We start from the raw sequence: 16541 nt of genomic DNA on the forward strand, positions 1-16541 counted from the left end.
TCGATAATTGATGTTAATTTAATATTAACAAAACGTAATCTTATTGCTAAAAACCGAAACTATACTGCTTTTACGGTACTTTAGTTCACTAAATAATTTTAGTTTAAAAACAAACCCTATGTCGGCAGTCATTTATAATATTTTAAAAGAATTTTTTGTTGAGGTTCATGGCCACCCGGTTAAGGCCAGAATTATGTCGCCGATTAATGACGAGAACAGCTTCAAGTTTCAAATTAGCCACTATTTTAAAAGCAAAAGTGATGCTGATGCAAATGAGCCGGCAGCAACATTTACCTCTTACGCCAACGCGGAAAGACATTTGTTAGCTTACCTGGAAGCCTTTCAAAACACCTTGGATTTAGGTGGCGAGATAGCTGAAGGAAGTAATTTCTAAATATTTTCCTTATCGTCTTTTTCTGGCTAGATTTCTTCATCGATCATTTCCTGCTCGAATTTCTTTTTGTCTTTTTGGTTTCTCTTAATGATAAATACAATTAACAGAACCACCATTATGGCCACTACGATTACAACTGGCAAATTTACACCCATGGTTATTTCTTTAGTGATGAACAGATCATTATAAATATAACACAAAATATTTTTGATGTTAACTCTCAATCCTACGCTTAACATAATCATAATATTAATTTAACTTCACGAAATTTTATCTTTGGAGAAATCCATATGAGTTAAATGAAGAAGAATAAATCCAGGTCGAAAAAGCAATCGGCAAGCAAAAAATTACGTAAAGAATTAGAATCTAAATTAGCAATAGCATTTAACGAAGTTGTAAGCCAGGTAGGTAAAGCCAAAAAGACAGATAAATTGATAGAGAAGTTTGCGAAACAACTTTCGAAGAAAGTGACCTTATTGCAACAAGACGATTCTATTACACCTTTTATAAAGGAAGATGATAATTTACTCGTTACAGCAGTTGATGAGGCGATTGAAAAGAAAGTGAGTAAAAAGAAAGATAAAACGGATGCAAATAAAACCGCATAAAAAAAGGGTCAGAAATTAATTTCTGACCCTTTTTTATATAGTTTAACTTCTCAAAATTATTTCACTGCGCCTGGAGTAGTATACGCTAGTACTTGAGGATCAGCATCAGCCCATCCAGAAGCCCAATTTACCGAACCAAAAGCACCTTTATAATCTACCTTATCAAAGAAAGTATTAGAAACTTTAGCATTAGTAAATGATGCTCCAGTTGCTGCCGCTGAGTTAGCCGACAAAGTGAAGTTTGCAACCGCTGCCGATCCACTTGCTGCGAAATCTGTTCCGTATGCATACGGAGTATTAAACAGTGTGCTTGCGAAAAGCGCTGATCCAAAAGTATTATCAGCACGTAACTTAGATTCAATAGCTGCTGCTACTGCTGTATTACTTACACTTACTTCGGTATTTTTTATACCGTAAATTAAGTTATTAGCAATAACCATATTTCCTGTAGTGAAATTTGCTGAAGTAGAACCAGCAGTTATAACTTTCGTGTCATCAATGTAAATTCCGATTGGGAAACCAGAAATTACTGAGTTTAATAAGCTCATTGAAGAGTTACGACGGATTTGAGCACCATGGTAAAAGTTAGCATTGTAAGAACCACCAGCAGCTTTAATCGGACCTAAAATAGTTACGTTAGAAAATACTGCAGAAGTTTTTGGCGATTGATCTGTACCTGTTGCATTGTTATCAGATTCGAAACCATTAGATTGAGATTGATCGGCAACAGTTGAAACACGTTGTGCCAACGCAAACTGAACATTACCAGAGTAACCAAAATCTGTATCAAAATCATCATCCCAGGTACCAATAGCCAATAAGTGTTTTGCATTTACAGTACCACCGAACCATTCAAATGCATCATCTCCTGATCGATAAACTTGAACATAATCTAAAGTAGTGCCATTACCAACACCTCCCATTGTTAACCCGTTGATCTCATTATCTACTGAATAAGCAATACCACCAAATTCAATACGTACATATTTCATTACACCAGAGTTATCAGCTGCATCAGCACCACCATAATAAATATATGCTTTTTCGTCTTTTCCAGTAGGTTGAACCAAACCACCTTCAATTTTAACATCTGTACCTTGGTTTACTGGCGCTTTACCTAAAAGGATAATACCACCCCAATCTCCTTGGCTACGAGCACCTGCTCCTAAAGCCGAAGTAAATACAATTGGTTTATCAACTGTACCAGTTGCATTGATTTTTGAACCACGAGTGATAATTAACGTTCCTTTAGAAGCTTTATCTCCTTTGATAATTGTTCCTGGCTCAATAGTTAAAGTAGCGTTGTTACTTACAAACACAAATCCTCTTAATAAATAGATCTTACTTGCCGACCAAGTTGTATTTGCTGAAATTTCTCCAGATACTTCTACAACATTTGAAGTTGAACCAGTTGGAACATCAGTTGCAGGTCCTTCTACAATAATATTCTTCTTGCAAGAAGTTGAGAATAAAACCACCGCTAAAGCAAGTAGTAGAAATTGGTTTTTCATTTTTTTTGTTTTAAATGTTTTTTTTACAAAGAGATACTTTTAATTTTTCTTCAGGATTAAAATCCTGTTAACATATTGTAAAGACTAAAAAGAGTAGTTGAATGATAATGAAATATTTGTACCGCTTTTGTAAGAGGTAAAAGTTTCGTCTCCACCGTTACCTACACTTCCATTGTATTTTTTATCTCCGTTATAATCGAAGTATACTGTGTTTCGTTGGTTTAAGATATCACCAACATTCAGCTTCACCTCACCTTTAGATTTAAGTACCTTGTAGCTTGCTTGAAAATCGATTACATCTCTCGGGTTTTCCCAGGTACTAGGGAAACGGATACCACCTGCCTGTACTATTCTTCTTCCAATTTTATTGTAAAGAATATTGAAATTTAACTTGTTATCTAAAGCACTGTGCTGTAAACCTGCATTGATTAAATATGGAGATTGACCAACCATTGGACGAGTTTTATCAATATAATCTTGATCTGTTGGATTGGTTACCTTAGATTTAATTATGGATAAATTGAAATAAGCAGTGGTATTTTTAAAGAAGCCTTCATCATTAATGAAGTTTAAATTCTTTCTACCCTCAAACTCTAAACCATAAACATAAGCTTTTGGTGTATTGAAAAAGGCAACATCAACAGTTGATAATACATCATAACGATAAGTTTCAATCGCATTTGTAAAACGCTTATAAAAAGCAGAGACTGAGAAAAGCTGTCCTGCTTCTGGATAAATTTCATAGCGTAAATCAAAATTATCAATAATCGATCTTTTCAAATTTGGATTACCAATAATATTGCTCAATTGTTCGTAGTCATAATAAGAATTTAACGAAAGTTCTCTAAATTCCGGCCTTGCCAATGTACGGTAGTAAGCGGCACGCAAATTGGCTTTTTTAGTTAGGCTGTAAGTTAAGTTCGCAGATGGGAGTACGTCAAGCTGGGTATCATCAACGTAAGTGCTCAACGTATTCATTAACTTCACATTATAGTTTTCAACCCTTGCTCCATAAACTGCTCTAAAGTTTTCGCCAAATTTTTGATCAAGCATTAAATAGCCATAATTGGTAAACGAGTTAGCATTGTAATCATCTAATGGTCCACCAACCTCGGCCAACTTGTAAACACCAGACTCTATTAATGATTGAGAATAGATTTCAGTGATTGGCAAAGATCTGATCTGAGTTTGTAAGTCGATATCGTTAGTTTGTAATTGTGCCCCCACAAAACGAGCATTGAAAGTTCTTTCACGATATTGTGATCCTAACCCCACTTTCATAGTAGTAGAAGCATCAAACAATTTGAAAGGTGTAATGTAATTAGCCTCTCCAGAATATAAATTCTCGTTCAAATCAGAAAACAACCTCGTATTTTCCTTACCCAAAGATGTGATATTTGCTTCATAAGGAACTGAAGGATCATTTTGAGAAGCGAGAGCTTTTTGGTAATTAAGCTTTAACTGGTTAGGTTGATTATTAGTAATATTACTATATGATGCCGTCCATTTCAGTTTACTATTTCCTTCGCCTATTTGATGATCACCTTCTAAAGTTGCCTTGTAAAGAGATTTCTGCATAATATCATATGCATAGAATTGATTAAGCGTATTGGCATCTCTAATACCTGTACGAACAGTATAATTGTCGTCGTAATTTTTATTGTAGATGTTTTTGAAACTAATTTTATTCTTTCCAAAACTATAAGCAAAGTTAGCTAAACCCCCAACATTTGTCGAAAACCTATATTGATTATCGTTATAGTTGTAGATATAAAAATTACGTTCGTTGTTCTCGTAAATCGTTTGCGCATTCCTGTAAGTTGCAGAAATCATTGCACCGAACTTATTCCCATTTTCAAAGTTTTTCACTCTACCTAAATTGAATTGATAATTTTGAGTAGGTAGCGCAGTTGTAGTTTTAATAGAATTATCTGTAGGAAAAGATTTTAAAGCTGCAATATTTTTCGCGTTAGATAACGTTCCCGCAGCGATTGCTTCACGAGTAGGGAAATTTTCGGCCAACTGCTTCCCGCCATCTTCATAACCTAAGTAGGCAAGTGCATTTTTCTTTGTACCTAAAAAATCTTTAAATGTAGATTGAGAATTGTAACCATATCCAACACCAAACGACAAGAAGTTTTGATCTGGAATATCTTTAGTTACAATCTGTACTGCACCTCCTGCAAAATCTGCTGGCAAATCTGGTGTAGCCGTTTTACTTATCGTAATTTTATCTACCAAGTTTGATGGTACAATATCAAAAGAGAAAGCTTTTCTGTTAGCTTCAGTACTTGGTAAAGTAGAATTATCAAGTGTGGCCGTATTATAACGATCACTTAAACCGCGTACAATAACAAACTTGTTATCTTGAATGGTTGCGCCACTAACACGTTTTAAAACATCAGAGGTATTCCTATCTGGTGACTTTTTGATTTGCTCGCTTGAGATCCCATCAGAGATTAATGCACTATTTTTTTGCTGAGCATACAATGTATTAATAGACTCTTGCTTAAAAGAAGCTTTAATAACAACCTCTTGAAGATTCTGTCCACCAGCCTCAGCCAATGTTACACTCAAGTTAGTAACAGCAGGTCCTTTTACATCAACATCAGACACTTCTTTAGTTTGATATCCAACGTAAGAAAACTCCAAGGTGTATTTTCCTGAAGCCATTGCTTGCAATGTGTAATGACCATCAATATCAGTCGATACGCCTTTAGCAGTGCCCTTAATTTTAACCGTTACCCCAATCAAGGTTTCACCGGTTTTTTTATCGGCTACCGTTCCAGAAATTTTACCAGTTTGTGCGTAAGCTGCAATGCTCAGAAATGAAATCAGCATGACTAATGCCGACTTTTTAAAAATTGTGATTAAGTCCAATTTGCCTGTATTTAATTTTAGGCAAAGCTATTACCACAATGTTAGCTGTATGTTAGATGTTAATTAAGCTTTGTTTAGCTAAAGGTTAATTTAATGTTAGCTACTTTTAGGTTAGTATCTTATACCCGTTTTCTTGCAGATAAAGTGCAATAACCAAATCGGACCGATTAACAGAAACTTAACATCATCTAAAAAAGATGGTTTCTTACCCTCAATTTTATGCCCAATAAATTGACCTACCCAGGCAGCGACAAATATGGCGGCATAAATCGCATAAGCTGTCCCGCTTCCCAAACCAACAGCCTGCTCTATTTTCACAATGACATAACTCATTAACCCTACCACCCAAATCATTAAAAAAAACAATACAGGCGAGAGCGTGAAATAGTAATATAAACTAAATGCCAACAGAAAAGAAGCCCAATTGAAGAAGCCGTTGTAATTGCCTAAAAAACCAATGTGTGGAAATGGAATTTGCCAAACCAAGCCCAGTAAACTAAAAACAATCAATGGAACACAAATCCAATGCACTAGTTTATTGGTCGGATTTTGGTGGCTTTCCGCATACTTATCAAAAAGTACATCAACAGGGCGTTTAGGTTCAATTTGGATAGTTGGTTTGCTCATGGTGTAAAAATATGAAAAATGTTGGAGAAAGCGTACCGTGAGCTTGTCATCCATTAGAAATCGATTTTTCATCGACTGAAGCCATCTCGTAGTGTTGGTTTAATATAGATTGCTTCGGCTCGCTCATTCCCTGCCTCGCAATGACGAACTTTTTAAAAATTAGCACCAATGCTAATTATCTCTTTAATCTGCGGGAAACCTAAATAGATAATTGCATTGGGCTAAAAATCCCCCCGCAGATCACGGTGATTTTCGCAGATAGGAATTTTATCATCTCATCCGCCGTCATTTCGAGCGAAGCCGAGAAATCTTTGAAATTAACACGTCCCGAGTACAGGTCTAAAAGATATTTCCCTTCCACTGTGTTTTCAGTCGAAAAAACGATCTAAAAGACAATTCATCAAATAAGATCTGCGTTAATCTTTTTAATCTGCGGGAAACCCAAATCTATAATTGCATTGGGCTAAAATCCCCCCGCAGATCACGGTGATTTTCGCAGATTAAAAGAAGTTTAAATCGCCTATCACATGTCAACCCCAGAAACCAAAAAAGCGATGGAAAAAATTCCATCGCTTAATTTTTTGTTTATTAAACCACTCGTCATGCTGAATTCAGTTCAGCATCTTTTCTATTATTAAGATCCTGAAACAAGCTCAGGATGACGATTTAATCTATTTTGCGAATGCTACCGAACGTGTTTCACGGATTACAGTAACTTTGATTTGCCCAGGATAAGTCATCTCCGTTTGAATACGTGTTGAAATATCCGCAGCTAATAATTCTGCCTGTGCATCCGTAATTCTTTCGCTTTCTACAATCACACGAAGTTCTCTACCTGCCTGGATGGCGAAAGTTTTCTCTACTCCAGGATAAGACAAAGCCAGTTCTTCAAGATCTTTCAAACGTTTGATGTAACTTTCCACTACCTCTCTACGTGCACCCGGACGAGCACCTGAAATCGCATCGCAAGCCTGAACGATTGGAGAAATCATCGAAGTCATTTCTATCTCGTCGTGGTGGGCACCAATTGCATTGCAAATTTCTGGATGCTCTTTATATTTTTCGGCTAGTTGCATTCCTAAAATTGCGTGAGGCAATTCCGGGTTATCGTCAGGCACTTTACCAATATCGTGTAATAAACCAGCACGTTTAGCCATCTTTGCGTTTAAGCCCAACTCAGCCGCCATTGTAGCACAGAAATTAGCTACCTCACGCGAGTGATGTAAAAGGTTTTGACCATAAGATGAACGGTAACGCATACGGCCAACCATTCTGATTAACTCGGGGTGCAAACCATGAATTCCTAAATCGATTACCGTACGCTCGCCAATCTCTACAATCTCATCTTCGATTTGCTTTTTGGTTTTCGCTACAATTTCTTCAATACGGGCAGGGTGAATACGACCGTCAGTTACCAAACGGTGTAAAGCCAAACGGGCAATCTCTCTTCGTACCGGATCGAAACCAGATAAAATGATCGCTTCAGGAGTATCATCAACAATAATTTCAATACCAGTCGCAGCTTCTAAGGCACGGATATTTCTACCCTCTCTACCAATCACGCGACCTTTAATCTCATCACTCTCGATATGGAAAATAGAAACCGAATTTTCAATCGCAGCTTCTGTAGCCGTACGTTGAATGGTTTGGATCACCACTTTTTTGGCTTCTTTGCTTGCAGTTAACTTTGCTTCATCAACAATATCTTTTACCTGCATCATCGCTTGCGTGCGGGCTTCTTGCTTTAAATTCTCTACTAATTGCGCTTTAGCTTCTTCAGCAGAAAGGCCAGCAATCGTCTCTAATTGTTTCAGGTGTTGATTTTTTAACACTTCAACTTCTTCTTGTTTTTTAACTGCAAGTTCAGTTTGCTTTTCTAAATTGGCTTTTTGCTTATCTAGTTCCTGCTCTTTTTTGTTGAAGTTTTCCATGCGCTGATTTACCGATTGCTCTTTCTGCTTCATAGTATTCTCACGCTGATTGATGGAATTATTTTTGGCATTCACTTCTTGTTCATGCTCTGCTTTTAACTGCAAAAATTTCTCTTTTGCTTCTAAAAGTTTATTCTTTTTTAAGATTTCTGCATTGTTCTCTGCATCCTTTAAAATCTTTTTCACCTTGTTTTGGGCTGCAATTTCCTGCCCTTTTAACAGGTTGCGCAGTAGGAACCTGCCTACCGCTATACCGATACCTAAGCCTGCTATTAAGGCAAATATGTATCCTAGAATTTCCGTTATCTCCATTTTGTTTTTTAAGTAAAAAAAAACCGCAACTAATTTTTTTAAAGTCTCATCATTTTAAACCTCAACTAAGCATAATTGGGATTTAAGCCATTTTCAGGTGCATAAAGCAGATGAAATACGCCCTCTTAACCCCATAGATATTGAAGTGTTAAGTTTTATAAATTTGAAACTCAAAAAACTAGCCGCGGCTATGTTTTTATGCTAATTAGAGCGACGCCATCCTGAATTTATTCCAGGAACTTAACTGTTAAGACTCTGAAACAAGTTCAAAGTGACAAATCGCCAAAGAACGAACCTTATTTTGTAAAAAAACCGTTGAGTAAAATATCCAACTCTTCAACTTTATCAGCAACGGCAGTATCTTGGTTTTGCACTTTATTTTCCGTTCTTAATACAGCGGTTGCATAATGCAAAACTGCCATAGAAAGAAGATCCTGCTTATCTCTAACCGCATAATTATCTTGATAATCTTTTATGCGCTCATTGATCATTTTAGCCGCCCGTCTCACAATTTCTTCCTCTTCTGTATTCACCTTAAGTGGGTAAATACGGTCGGAAATGGTTATTTTAATCGAGATTTCTCCCATTTGTTAGCTTAGTTTCTGATTTCTTCGCATCATTTATTTTTTAAGTAATGCGATACTTTTATCAATCTCCCGCACAAAATCGTTAATTTTTTGTTTAATATCAAGCGACTTTTCACTTGTACCCTCAATACTTTTGGCCAATTTAGTAACCCTTAATTTTTCTTCAAGTTCTACATTTTTGGTTTTCGATGTATCAAGCGCAACTTTTAACGATTGATTTTCAAGCTTTAATAAATCATTTTCTTCTTGTAATGCATTACATAACTCAATTAATCGAGCTGTTTTTTGTAATACCTTATCTAATTGATCTGCAACAGAAGTCATGAATTTATTTCTAAAAATACGAATTTATATTTTATTTCCTAATTTCTGCACCCGCTTGCTGGGTTAAATTCGCGATTAATTTTTGCATCGTATTTTCGATCTGCTTATCAGTCAGCGTTTGCTCCTCATCCTGCAAAATGAAATTCAACGCGTAAGATTTTTTACCTTCCGGTAATTTGTCACCTACATAAACATCAAAAACACCAACTTCTTTGATCAATTTTTTATCTGTTTTAAAAGCAATTCCTTTTAGGGTATCAAAAGTTACGGCCTGGTCAATCAGCAACGATAAATCTCTGCGTACTTGCGGATACTTGGAAACCTCTTTGTTAACGATTTTATTTTTCCTTACAATATCCAGCAAAGTTGCCCAATCAAAATCAGCATAAAAAACCTCTGCATTCACATCTGCAAGTTTACGGTCCGCCTTGCTTGCTGCACCAAAACTAACTAGCGTTTTGTCTCCACGGAAATATTTAATTCCATAAGCGAAGTTTTCATCATTCAAAACATCAGTTTGATAACTGGAAATCCCTAAACGATTGATAATCGCATCAACGGCTGACTTCAAATTATAGAAACCTACCGATTTGGAGTTTTGATTCCATTGCTCACTTTGTTTTGCACCAGATATTAATAACAATAACCGCGGGCGCTCTACATATTGTTCGTTAATTAAATGATAGGTTTTACCAAACTCATAAAATTTAACATCAGCATTTTTGCGGTTTTGATTATGAGCGACACTCTCCAGCGCTGGCATTAACATGCTTTGACGCATTACATTTAAATCGCTGCTTAACGGATTTAAAATAAAAACTGCTTCATCTAGGTTTTTAGAGTAGGTTGATTTTGTTAGTGAATTACACATAATTTCAGCATAACCGTTGGCACTTAATAAATCTGCAACGGTATTATGTGTATTTTCTTTCTCTGGCTTTAAACTGTAAGACAATGAAGCATTTACTTTTGAAGGAATAGCAATATTGTTATAACCATAAATCCGTAAAACTTCCTCTGTAATATCGCATTCGCGGGTTACATCTACTTTAAAAGACGGCACTCTCAAAGCCAGAGTATCATCAGATGTACTGGTTGCGGTAATTCCTAACGCGGTAATGATATGCTTGATTTCTGCGGATGGAATATTTGCCCCAATGAGCTTATTGATGTTGTTATAACTCACTTCAAACTCGAAAGGACGAATGTGATTAGGATAAATATCAGAAACTGACGATGAAATTTCGCCTCCAGCCAATTCTTTAATCAACAAGGCCGCATATTTCAAAGCTGTAACCGTAATTTCCGGGTCAGTACCACGCTCGTAACGGAAAGACGCATCAGTTTTTAAGCCATGCCTTTTTGCAGTTTTACGTACCGAAACCGAATTGAAATAAGCGCTTTCTAAAAAAATATTCTTTGTGTGAGTATCAACACCTGAAGTTTTGCCACCGAAAACACCTGCAATACACATGGGTGCATCTGTATTGCAAATCATCAAATCATCGGCACTTAATTTGCGTTCTACATCATCAAGGGTTACAAAAGGCGTTCCTTCAGCAACTTTTTTAACGATTACTCTTCCGCCTGCAATTCTATCGGCATCGAAAGCATGTAAAGGCTGGCCAAACCCATGTAACACGTAGTTGGTAATATCTACCACATTATTAATCGGGCGAAGACCAATTACTTTAAGTCTATCTTTTAACCAATCTGGAGATTCGGCAACCGTGACTCCGGAAATAGTCAAGCTACTGTATCGTGGACAGGCTTCTGAATCTTCAACCTCAACCGGGATAACCAGATTTTCATTATCTGTTTTGAAAGCAGAAAGATCTGGCATTTCATATTCGCTTCTGAAATAGGCAGCTAAATCTCTGGCAACACCCAAATGTGAGGCTGCATCAGCACGATTTGGCGTTAATCCGATCTCAAAAACAAAATCATCATCCATTTTGAAATGGTCTTTAGCACGAATACCGATTTCGGTATCCTCATCCAAAATCATAATTCCATCGTGAGATTTACCCAAACCGATTTCATCTTCCGCACAAATCATTCCCTGCGAAACCTCGCCCCTGATTTTCGATTCCTTAATTTTAAATGGCTCACCTTCCAAAGGATAAACGGTTGTTCCAACGGTAGCAACCACAACTTTTTGCCCGGCTCCCACATTTGGTGCACCACAAACAATTTGAAGATTTTCTTTGCCGCCCACATTTACCGTCGTTACACGTAAACGATCGGCGTTAGGATGTTGCACACAGGTTAAAACCTCGCCAATAACCAAACCCTCAAGTCCGCCAACAACAGGCTGAACCTGATCAACACTTTCTACCTCTAAACCTACATTGGTTAAGATTAAGGAAAGTTCTGCCGGCGTTTTGTCTATTTTAACAAATTGTTTTAACCAGTTATATGATATTTTCATTTATTGAGATTTGAGATTCCAGACAAGAGATTTTAGACATACCACATCTAAAACAGTCGTTCAAGAATAATAAAACGCAAAGATAATATTTAAAGATGAAACGTTTTAGAAATTGAAAAACATTGAATGATTAATAATTTTATTTATTAAGACTATATTTGTTTATGAGCACTACTGTTTATAACAAAGCAACTCTTTTTAAGAAACTTCAGAGAAACGCGGAGAAAATAAAGTCTTTCGGAGTAGAAAAGTTGGGTGTATTTGGCTCTTTTACTACCGATCGAATTACTGAGGATAGCGATATCGATTTTCTTGTGGAATTTGATCCCTCCAAAAAAAGCTTTGATAATTTTATTGAGCTATCTTTCTACCTAGAGGATTTATTAAATCGCAAAGTCGAATTGGTAACACCACAATCATTGAGTAAACATATTGGTCCTTATATTTTACAACAGACTCAATATGTCAGCATCTAATCGTGAGTTGATTAAACACATTTTAGATGAAATTGACTTCATTCTTGAGCAAACAAGCTTCAAAAGCAAAGAAAGTGCAATTACGGATCCGGTCCTTTCAAGAGCTTTGATCAGGAGTTTAGAAATTATAGGAGAAGCTAGTTCTAAATTAGACGACGATTTTCGTGCGTTATACCCTCAAATTGAATGGAGAAAAATTATTAACACAAGAAATAAGCTTATTCACGATTATTTTGGAGTAGATTATGATATCGTTTGGGATATTATCATCAATAAGCTACCAAACCTCAAACATTCGTTAACAGATTCCATTTATTGAGGTTAACCTACCGCCCGATGCTTAAATTGGATAAAATGATGGCACAAGCCCCGCCGCCGATCACGATCATAATTACCGATATAATGATCAACATTAATCCTGGCTTCACAGGTTGATTTCTGGAAGATCTGATGATCACCTGAACTAAACCAACGATAAACAATACCGCCACCGCAAGCCAGTAAAAAATAATTAGCCCCATAGCCTATCCGTTAGCGAGTAACACCGCACAAGCACCGCCACCAATTACAACCAGTATAATCGACGCGATTAACATTTGTACCCCCAGCTTTGTAGGTTCGTTGTTGGATGATTGTACAATGATGGTGATAATCCCGCCGATAAACAGTCCGACAATGGCGAGGCCATAAAGAAATAAGAGGATAATGACCATATCAATTCATATTTAGTTTTTCTCTAATAGTGTCGATCTTGTGATCACGATAGAAAATGTTCATCGTTTCAAAAGGCACCATCTTATATTTATCACTTACAATGTGAACGCAAGATTTCTTCACTGCTCTTACATCAAAATCAAGCGGATCCATAAAATTCATGATGATGATGCGGAACAGATTATCGTAACTTAAATTATCTGATTTCACCCTCGGTAAACAACACATCAATTCTCCAAAAGTATCCTCCGCACAATCTACAGAAACACCGGTACTAAATAAATTTAACATGTGCTCCTTCAACTTTTCGTCATGCTCAAAAACGATGGTATTTTTGGAGTTGTTCAATAAATCTTCAGGGTTGATTAAATGTGTCATTGGGATCACTTCATCGCCGATTTTGAGTGCATAGGCCATGCAAAGGGCATCTGGGTTACAAGGAACCGGAATTAAATCTTGCGGGGTAAAAGTAGGATACTGTTCATATATCTTCCTTCGAACCTCCGTTAACGTAATTCTTCCCTTTTGGTCATTGTAATCGTCATTCCTCCCGGCAACCTGTGTAGGTTGAAAAGTTACCCCACGAACGCAACGCTGTTTAAGTGCGTACTCCAGAATATCTCCGATTTCGTGATCGTTTAGGCCGTTTTGTAAGGTTACCACCAACGTTGTAGATACATTAAACTGGTTTAAATGATCTATTGCTTTTTTCCTCACTTCGGTTAAATCTTCTCCCCTTAATTTGGTTAACACCTCCGCACTAAAACTATCAAACTGTAAATAGATTTCGAAGTCGGGCATATAAGAGGCCAGCTTCTCTACAAAGGAAATATCTTTAGCTATCCTGATCCCATTGGTATTTACCATTAAATGTTTAATGGGCTTGGTTTTCGCCAGATCCAATATTTTAAAAAACTCCGGATGCACGGTAGGTTCGCCACCAGAAAGCTGAACTACATCTGGCTCTCCTTCATTTGCAACCACCACATCCATCATTCGTTCAATTTCTTCCAGTGTACGATGACGGCCATAATGTGGCGACGACATGGCGTAACAAGTTGGGCAGGCTAGATTACAACGATCGGTTACTTCGAGAACGGTTAAACAGGAATGCTGCTCGTGATCGGTACATAAACCACAATCGTACGGACAACCGTAATGCACCTTCGTATTAAACTTAAGCGGCATTTCCGATTGTTTGTTGTAATTTCTAATTTGCTTGTAGTACTCCACATCATCAGCAATCATCACCTTACTATCGCCATGCGTTTTACAATTTTTAAGCATGAAGACTTTCGCGTCCTGAAAAACAATTTTCGCATCGCAAAGCATCAGGCATTCCGGACAAAGACTCTTGGTATAATCGTAATAAATATAATCCCTGGTGTTAGCCATATAGAACGTTTTTAGTAAAAGCTGATTTCGATATTCTGATGATGAATTTATAATAATAAGCAAAAATCAGCAAAGCAGACCAATGAATGCTGCTTAAATTTAGAAATAATGATTGATACGGCTTGATAAATTCGATGAAAAATCTAAATAAAAAATAGAGTATCATAAATAATTTAAAACGATCTCCATTGATCAGATTCTTGCTTTTTAGTGAGTTAAAGAAGAATAAAAGCACTATCAAATAAAACATTTCATAGAGCATAATCGGATGTCTCTTTATCCCATCGCCCAAATCCATTCCAGTAAATAATTGGGTGGCGATACCAAAAGTCGGCTCATCTATTCCCATTGAAAAACAACCGATTCTACCAATGAATAATGCAATTATAATCGGCACAACATAAATGTCTCCCGAAGCAATATGAACGCCGATGATTTTTTTTAATAAGCTCTACACCGAACAAACCTCCAAGCAAGCCACCAATAATAGTTTTACTTTGATAAAGAATGGAAAAATTGAGCTGTCCCAATATCGCCGGAGTTTCTAAAACCGCTACCACCCTCGAGCCGATCAAAGCACCCACCATCGCCCCAAGCATGATCCATAATCTGTTTTCATCAGAAATGGGATCAACAATCCCCTTCTTTAAATAATAATATACCCGAACACCTACAATGAAGGCCAGGGTTTCAAACAAGTAATGATAATGGTATTGATCACCAAAAAGTTCGAATTGAAATGGAAAGGGCGAGTCGGATTTCAATAGCTTTCAGTTAGAACCACAATCTAGCAAACACTGGTAAATGATCGGATGGATATCTTTTATCTTTACTGTCAGACAGTACAGCGAATTTTTGAACTTTAAAACCGTTGTTTACAAAAATATAGTCGATTCTATTTTTTAAATCGCTGTTAAAATCAAAAGCGTTGAACGTTCCATTCGGACCATACGCGGGCTCTATACTGACTTCTTTTGCATCAGTTAAAAAAGATTTTATAGTGGCAATGGCTTCGGTTTCTGGAGTTACATTTAAATCACCCGTAAAAACAACCGGCAAAGTAGGGGCAATTTCCTGTATTTTCCGTTTTAGAAGCTTGGCAGATTCAATCCTCGCCTTCACACCAATGTGATCGTAATGGGTATTAAATACCAGAAATTCTTTTTTGTTGATTCTATCGTAAAGCCTCACCCAACTGCATACCCGGTTTAATGCGGCATCCCAGCCTTTTGATGGCACATCTGGTGTTTCTGAAAGCCAGAAAGTCCCTCCGTCTTTTTTGGTAAAGCGATCTTTATCATAATATACCGCGGAAAATTCTCCTTTGCGTTTTCCATCCTCACGCCCCACACCAACTACATCAAAATTGGAGTTTTCTAGCAAGGCATCAAATTGTTCAGGCAAAGCCTCTTGTACGCAAAGGATATCAGCATCGTGGAATTTTACCAGCGCTTTCACATTTTCCTTACGGTTAGGCCAGGCATTTACACCGTCTGATGCTACATTTAAACGAATGTTATAAGTAATAATGTTAATTGGCGCTCCTTTCTTTTGGGCAAAGGTTACAACAGAAATAAGTATTAAACAGAATAAGGTTTTAAAGAATTTCATAAGATGGGTTATTTTTTCAATTTGCCAATATTACTAATTTAGTGTTAATTCAGTTTTAAGTAGTCAAATTGTTATAAATATACTGGCTGAGATTAATCGACGCATACATCTTCTTGAACACAAAACATCACCAGGGCGTCTCGACCGGAGTGCAACGAAGCGGAGAGATCTTTGAACTTTGGTGTGGCTTTATACTAGTTTAAAAGATTTCTCGGCTTCGCTCGAAATGACGACGCCCTGCTATCCGGCATAGGAGCTGATGGAAGAGCCTGTCCCGATTTACCTTCGGGAGAAAAACCTCTATCCGCCTATCGGCACCTTTCTCCTTAAAGAGAAAGGCTCGTAAAAGAATGCCATCTCCTCATTGCTATAATAACCCTGCTTCCCGGCATAAGATATGATGGAAGAGCCTGTCCAGATTTATCTTCGGGAATAGACCGTTGAAACTTATGCACTAACTTTCAATTATCAGGCACAAGGCAACGCGTTCTGTTCCGACCCTTCGTCGGAATACTTGCGTTGCCGCAATGGAAGTTTCGACAAGGATAGCCGACATCAGATGCATCGGGAAGCCTTGATTGTTGGTTACCTTTTTATCAAGAAAAAGGTAAGATGCCGCCGCCGATGAGGCGAAAGAGATCCTTCGACTACGCTCAGGATGACATAATGATTTGATTAAGAATCGCTTAAAAGATCTCTCCGCTACGGTCGAGATGACGACGCCCTAAAATAGGCCCTCG

18 protein-coding genes are annotated in these 16541 nt (G+C 37.2%); 4 read left to right on the forward strand and 14 right to left on the reverse strand.

Annotation, left to right across the window (positions count from 1 at the left end):
- Positions 1–118: 118 nt before the first annotated feature.
- Positions 119–394: a hypothetical protein gene (locus tag ACZZZC_RS18545; protein ID WP_265797995.1), complete on the forward strand. Its 276-nt coding sequence runs from the start codon at positions 119–121 to the stop codon at positions 392–394.
- A gap of 26 nt (positions 395–420) precedes the next feature.
- Here the strand turns inward: ACZZZC_RS18545 and ACZZZC_RS18550 are convergent, their stop codons facing one another.
- Entirely contained in the window at positions 421–633 is a 213-nt protein-coding gene (locus tag ACZZZC_RS18550; protein WP_463487851.1) for a hypothetical protein, read from the reverse strand.
- Positions 634–693: 60 nt separating this feature from the next.
- Here ACZZZC_RS18550 and ACZZZC_RS18555 point away from each other — a divergent pair, with 60 nt between their 5' ends.
- Positions 694–1002 carry a hypothetical protein gene (locus tag ACZZZC_RS18555; RefSeq protein WP_463483522.1) on the forward strand — a complete coding sequence of 103 codons (309 nt, stop codon included), beginning with the start codon at positions 694–696 and terminating at the stop codon, positions 1000–1002.
- 56 nt (positions 1003–1058) lie between these two features.
- Here ACZZZC_RS18555 and ACZZZC_RS18560 read toward each other — a convergent pair whose 3' ends face one another.
- The 7 genes from ACZZZC_RS18560 to pheT all read right to left on the reverse strand — a co-directional run bounded on the left by ACZZZC_RS18560 (position 1059) and on the right by pheT (position 11605).
- A complete protein-coding gene (locus ACZZZC_RS18560) occupies positions 1059–2513 on the reverse strand; it encodes a hypothetical protein (protein WP_463483523.1) in 1455 nt (484 codons plus the stop codon).
- Between the two features lie 84 nt (positions 2514–2597).
- Positions 2598–5354, reverse strand: coding sequence for a TonB-dependent receptor (locus tag ACZZZC_RS18565; RefSeq protein WP_463483524.1), 2757 nt, complete (start codon positions 5352–5354; stop codon positions 2598–2600).
- Between the two features lie 150 nt (positions 5355–5504).
- Entirely contained in the window at positions 5505–6020 is a 516-nt protein-coding gene (locus ACZZZC_RS18570) for an Mpo1 family 2-hydroxy fatty acid dioxygenase (RefSeq protein ID WP_463486281.1), read from the reverse strand.
- Positions 6021–6691: 671 nt separating this feature from the next.
- A complete protein-coding gene (gene rny / locus ACZZZC_RS18575) occupies positions 6692–8263 on the reverse strand; it encodes a ribonuclease Y (RefSeq protein WP_056849484.1) in 1572 nt (523 codons plus the stop codon).
- 296 nt (positions 8264–8559) lie between these two features.
- Positions 8560–8850, reverse strand: coding sequence for a cell division protein ZapA (locus ACZZZC_RS18580; protein WP_056849483.1), 291 nt, complete (start codon positions 8848–8850; stop codon positions 8560–8562).
- A 33-nt stretch (positions 8851–8883) separates the two neighbouring features.
- Positions 8884–9174 carry a hypothetical protein gene (locus tag ACZZZC_RS18585; RefSeq protein ID WP_463487852.1) on the reverse strand — a complete coding sequence of 97 codons (291 nt, stop codon included), beginning with the start codon at positions 9172–9174 and terminating at the stop codon, positions 8884–8886.
- A gap of 31 nt (positions 9175–9205) precedes the next feature.
- Positions 9206–11605 carry a phenylalanine--tRNA ligase subunit beta gene (gene pheT / locus ACZZZC_RS18590; protein ID WP_463487853.1) on the reverse strand — a complete coding sequence of 800 codons (2400 nt, stop codon included), beginning with the start codon at positions 11603–11605 and terminating at the stop codon, positions 9206–9208.
- A gap of 164 nt (positions 11606–11769) precedes the next feature.
- Between pheT and ACZZZC_RS18595 the strand changes: the two genes are divergently transcribed.
- Together ACZZZC_RS18595 and ACZZZC_RS18600 are read left to right on the forward strand one after the other, a co-directional pair.
- A complete protein-coding gene (locus ACZZZC_RS18595; protein ID WP_463487854.1) occupies positions 11770–12081 on the forward strand; it encodes a nucleotidyltransferase family protein in 312 nt (103 codons plus the stop codon).
- On the forward strand, positions 12068–12400 hold the full coding sequence (locus ACZZZC_RS18600; RefSeq protein ID WP_463487855.1) for a HepT-like ribonuclease domain-containing protein: 333 nt from the start codon (positions 12068–12070) through the stop codon (positions 12398–12400). The genes ACZZZC_RS18595 and ACZZZC_RS18600 overlap by 14 nt, the downstream gene beginning before the upstream one ends.
- A 7-nt stretch (positions 12401–12407) precedes the next feature.
- Here the strand turns inward: ACZZZC_RS18600 and ACZZZC_RS18605 are convergent, their stop codons facing one another.
- The 6 genes from ACZZZC_RS18605 to ACZZZC_RS18630 are packed head-to-tail and all read right to left on the reverse strand — an operon-like array spanning position 12408 to position 15801.
- A complete protein-coding gene (locus tag ACZZZC_RS18605; protein ID WP_463487856.1) occupies positions 12408–12602 on the reverse strand; it encodes a hypothetical protein in 195 nt (64 codons plus the stop codon).
- Between the two features lie 3 nt (positions 12603–12605).
- Positions 12606–12794 carry a hypothetical protein gene (locus ACZZZC_RS18610; RefSeq protein ID WP_463487857.1) on the reverse strand — a complete coding sequence of 63 codons (189 nt, stop codon included), beginning with the start codon at positions 12792–12794 and terminating at the stop codon, positions 12606–12608.
- Between the two features lies 1 nt (position 12795).
- Positions 12796–14190, reverse strand: a complete 1395-nt coding sequence (locus ACZZZC_RS18615; RefSeq protein WP_463487858.1) for a radical SAM protein — start codon at positions 14188–14190, stop codon at positions 12796–12798.
- Complete coding sequence (locus ACZZZC_RS18620) at positions 14183–14587, reverse strand: prolipoprotein diacylglyceryl transferase family protein (protein WP_463487859.1); 405 nt, start codon at positions 14585–14587, stop codon at positions 14183–14185. The genes ACZZZC_RS18615 and ACZZZC_RS18620 overlap by 8 nt, the downstream gene beginning before the upstream one ends.
- Positions 14556–14954, reverse strand: coding sequence for a hypothetical protein (locus ACZZZC_RS18625; RefSeq protein ID WP_463487860.1), 399 nt, complete (start codon positions 14952–14954; stop codon positions 14556–14558). The genes ACZZZC_RS18620 and ACZZZC_RS18625 overlap by 32 nt, the downstream gene beginning before the upstream one ends.
- Before the next feature lie 10 nt (positions 14955–14964).
- Positions 14965–15801: an endonuclease/exonuclease/phosphatase family protein gene (locus ACZZZC_RS18630; protein WP_463487861.1), complete on the reverse strand. Its 837-nt coding sequence runs from the start codon at positions 15799–15801 to the stop codon at positions 14965–14967.
- Between the last annotated feature and the right edge of the window lie 740 nt (positions 15802–16541).

The organism is Pedobacter sp. AC212, from assembly GCF_979258625.1.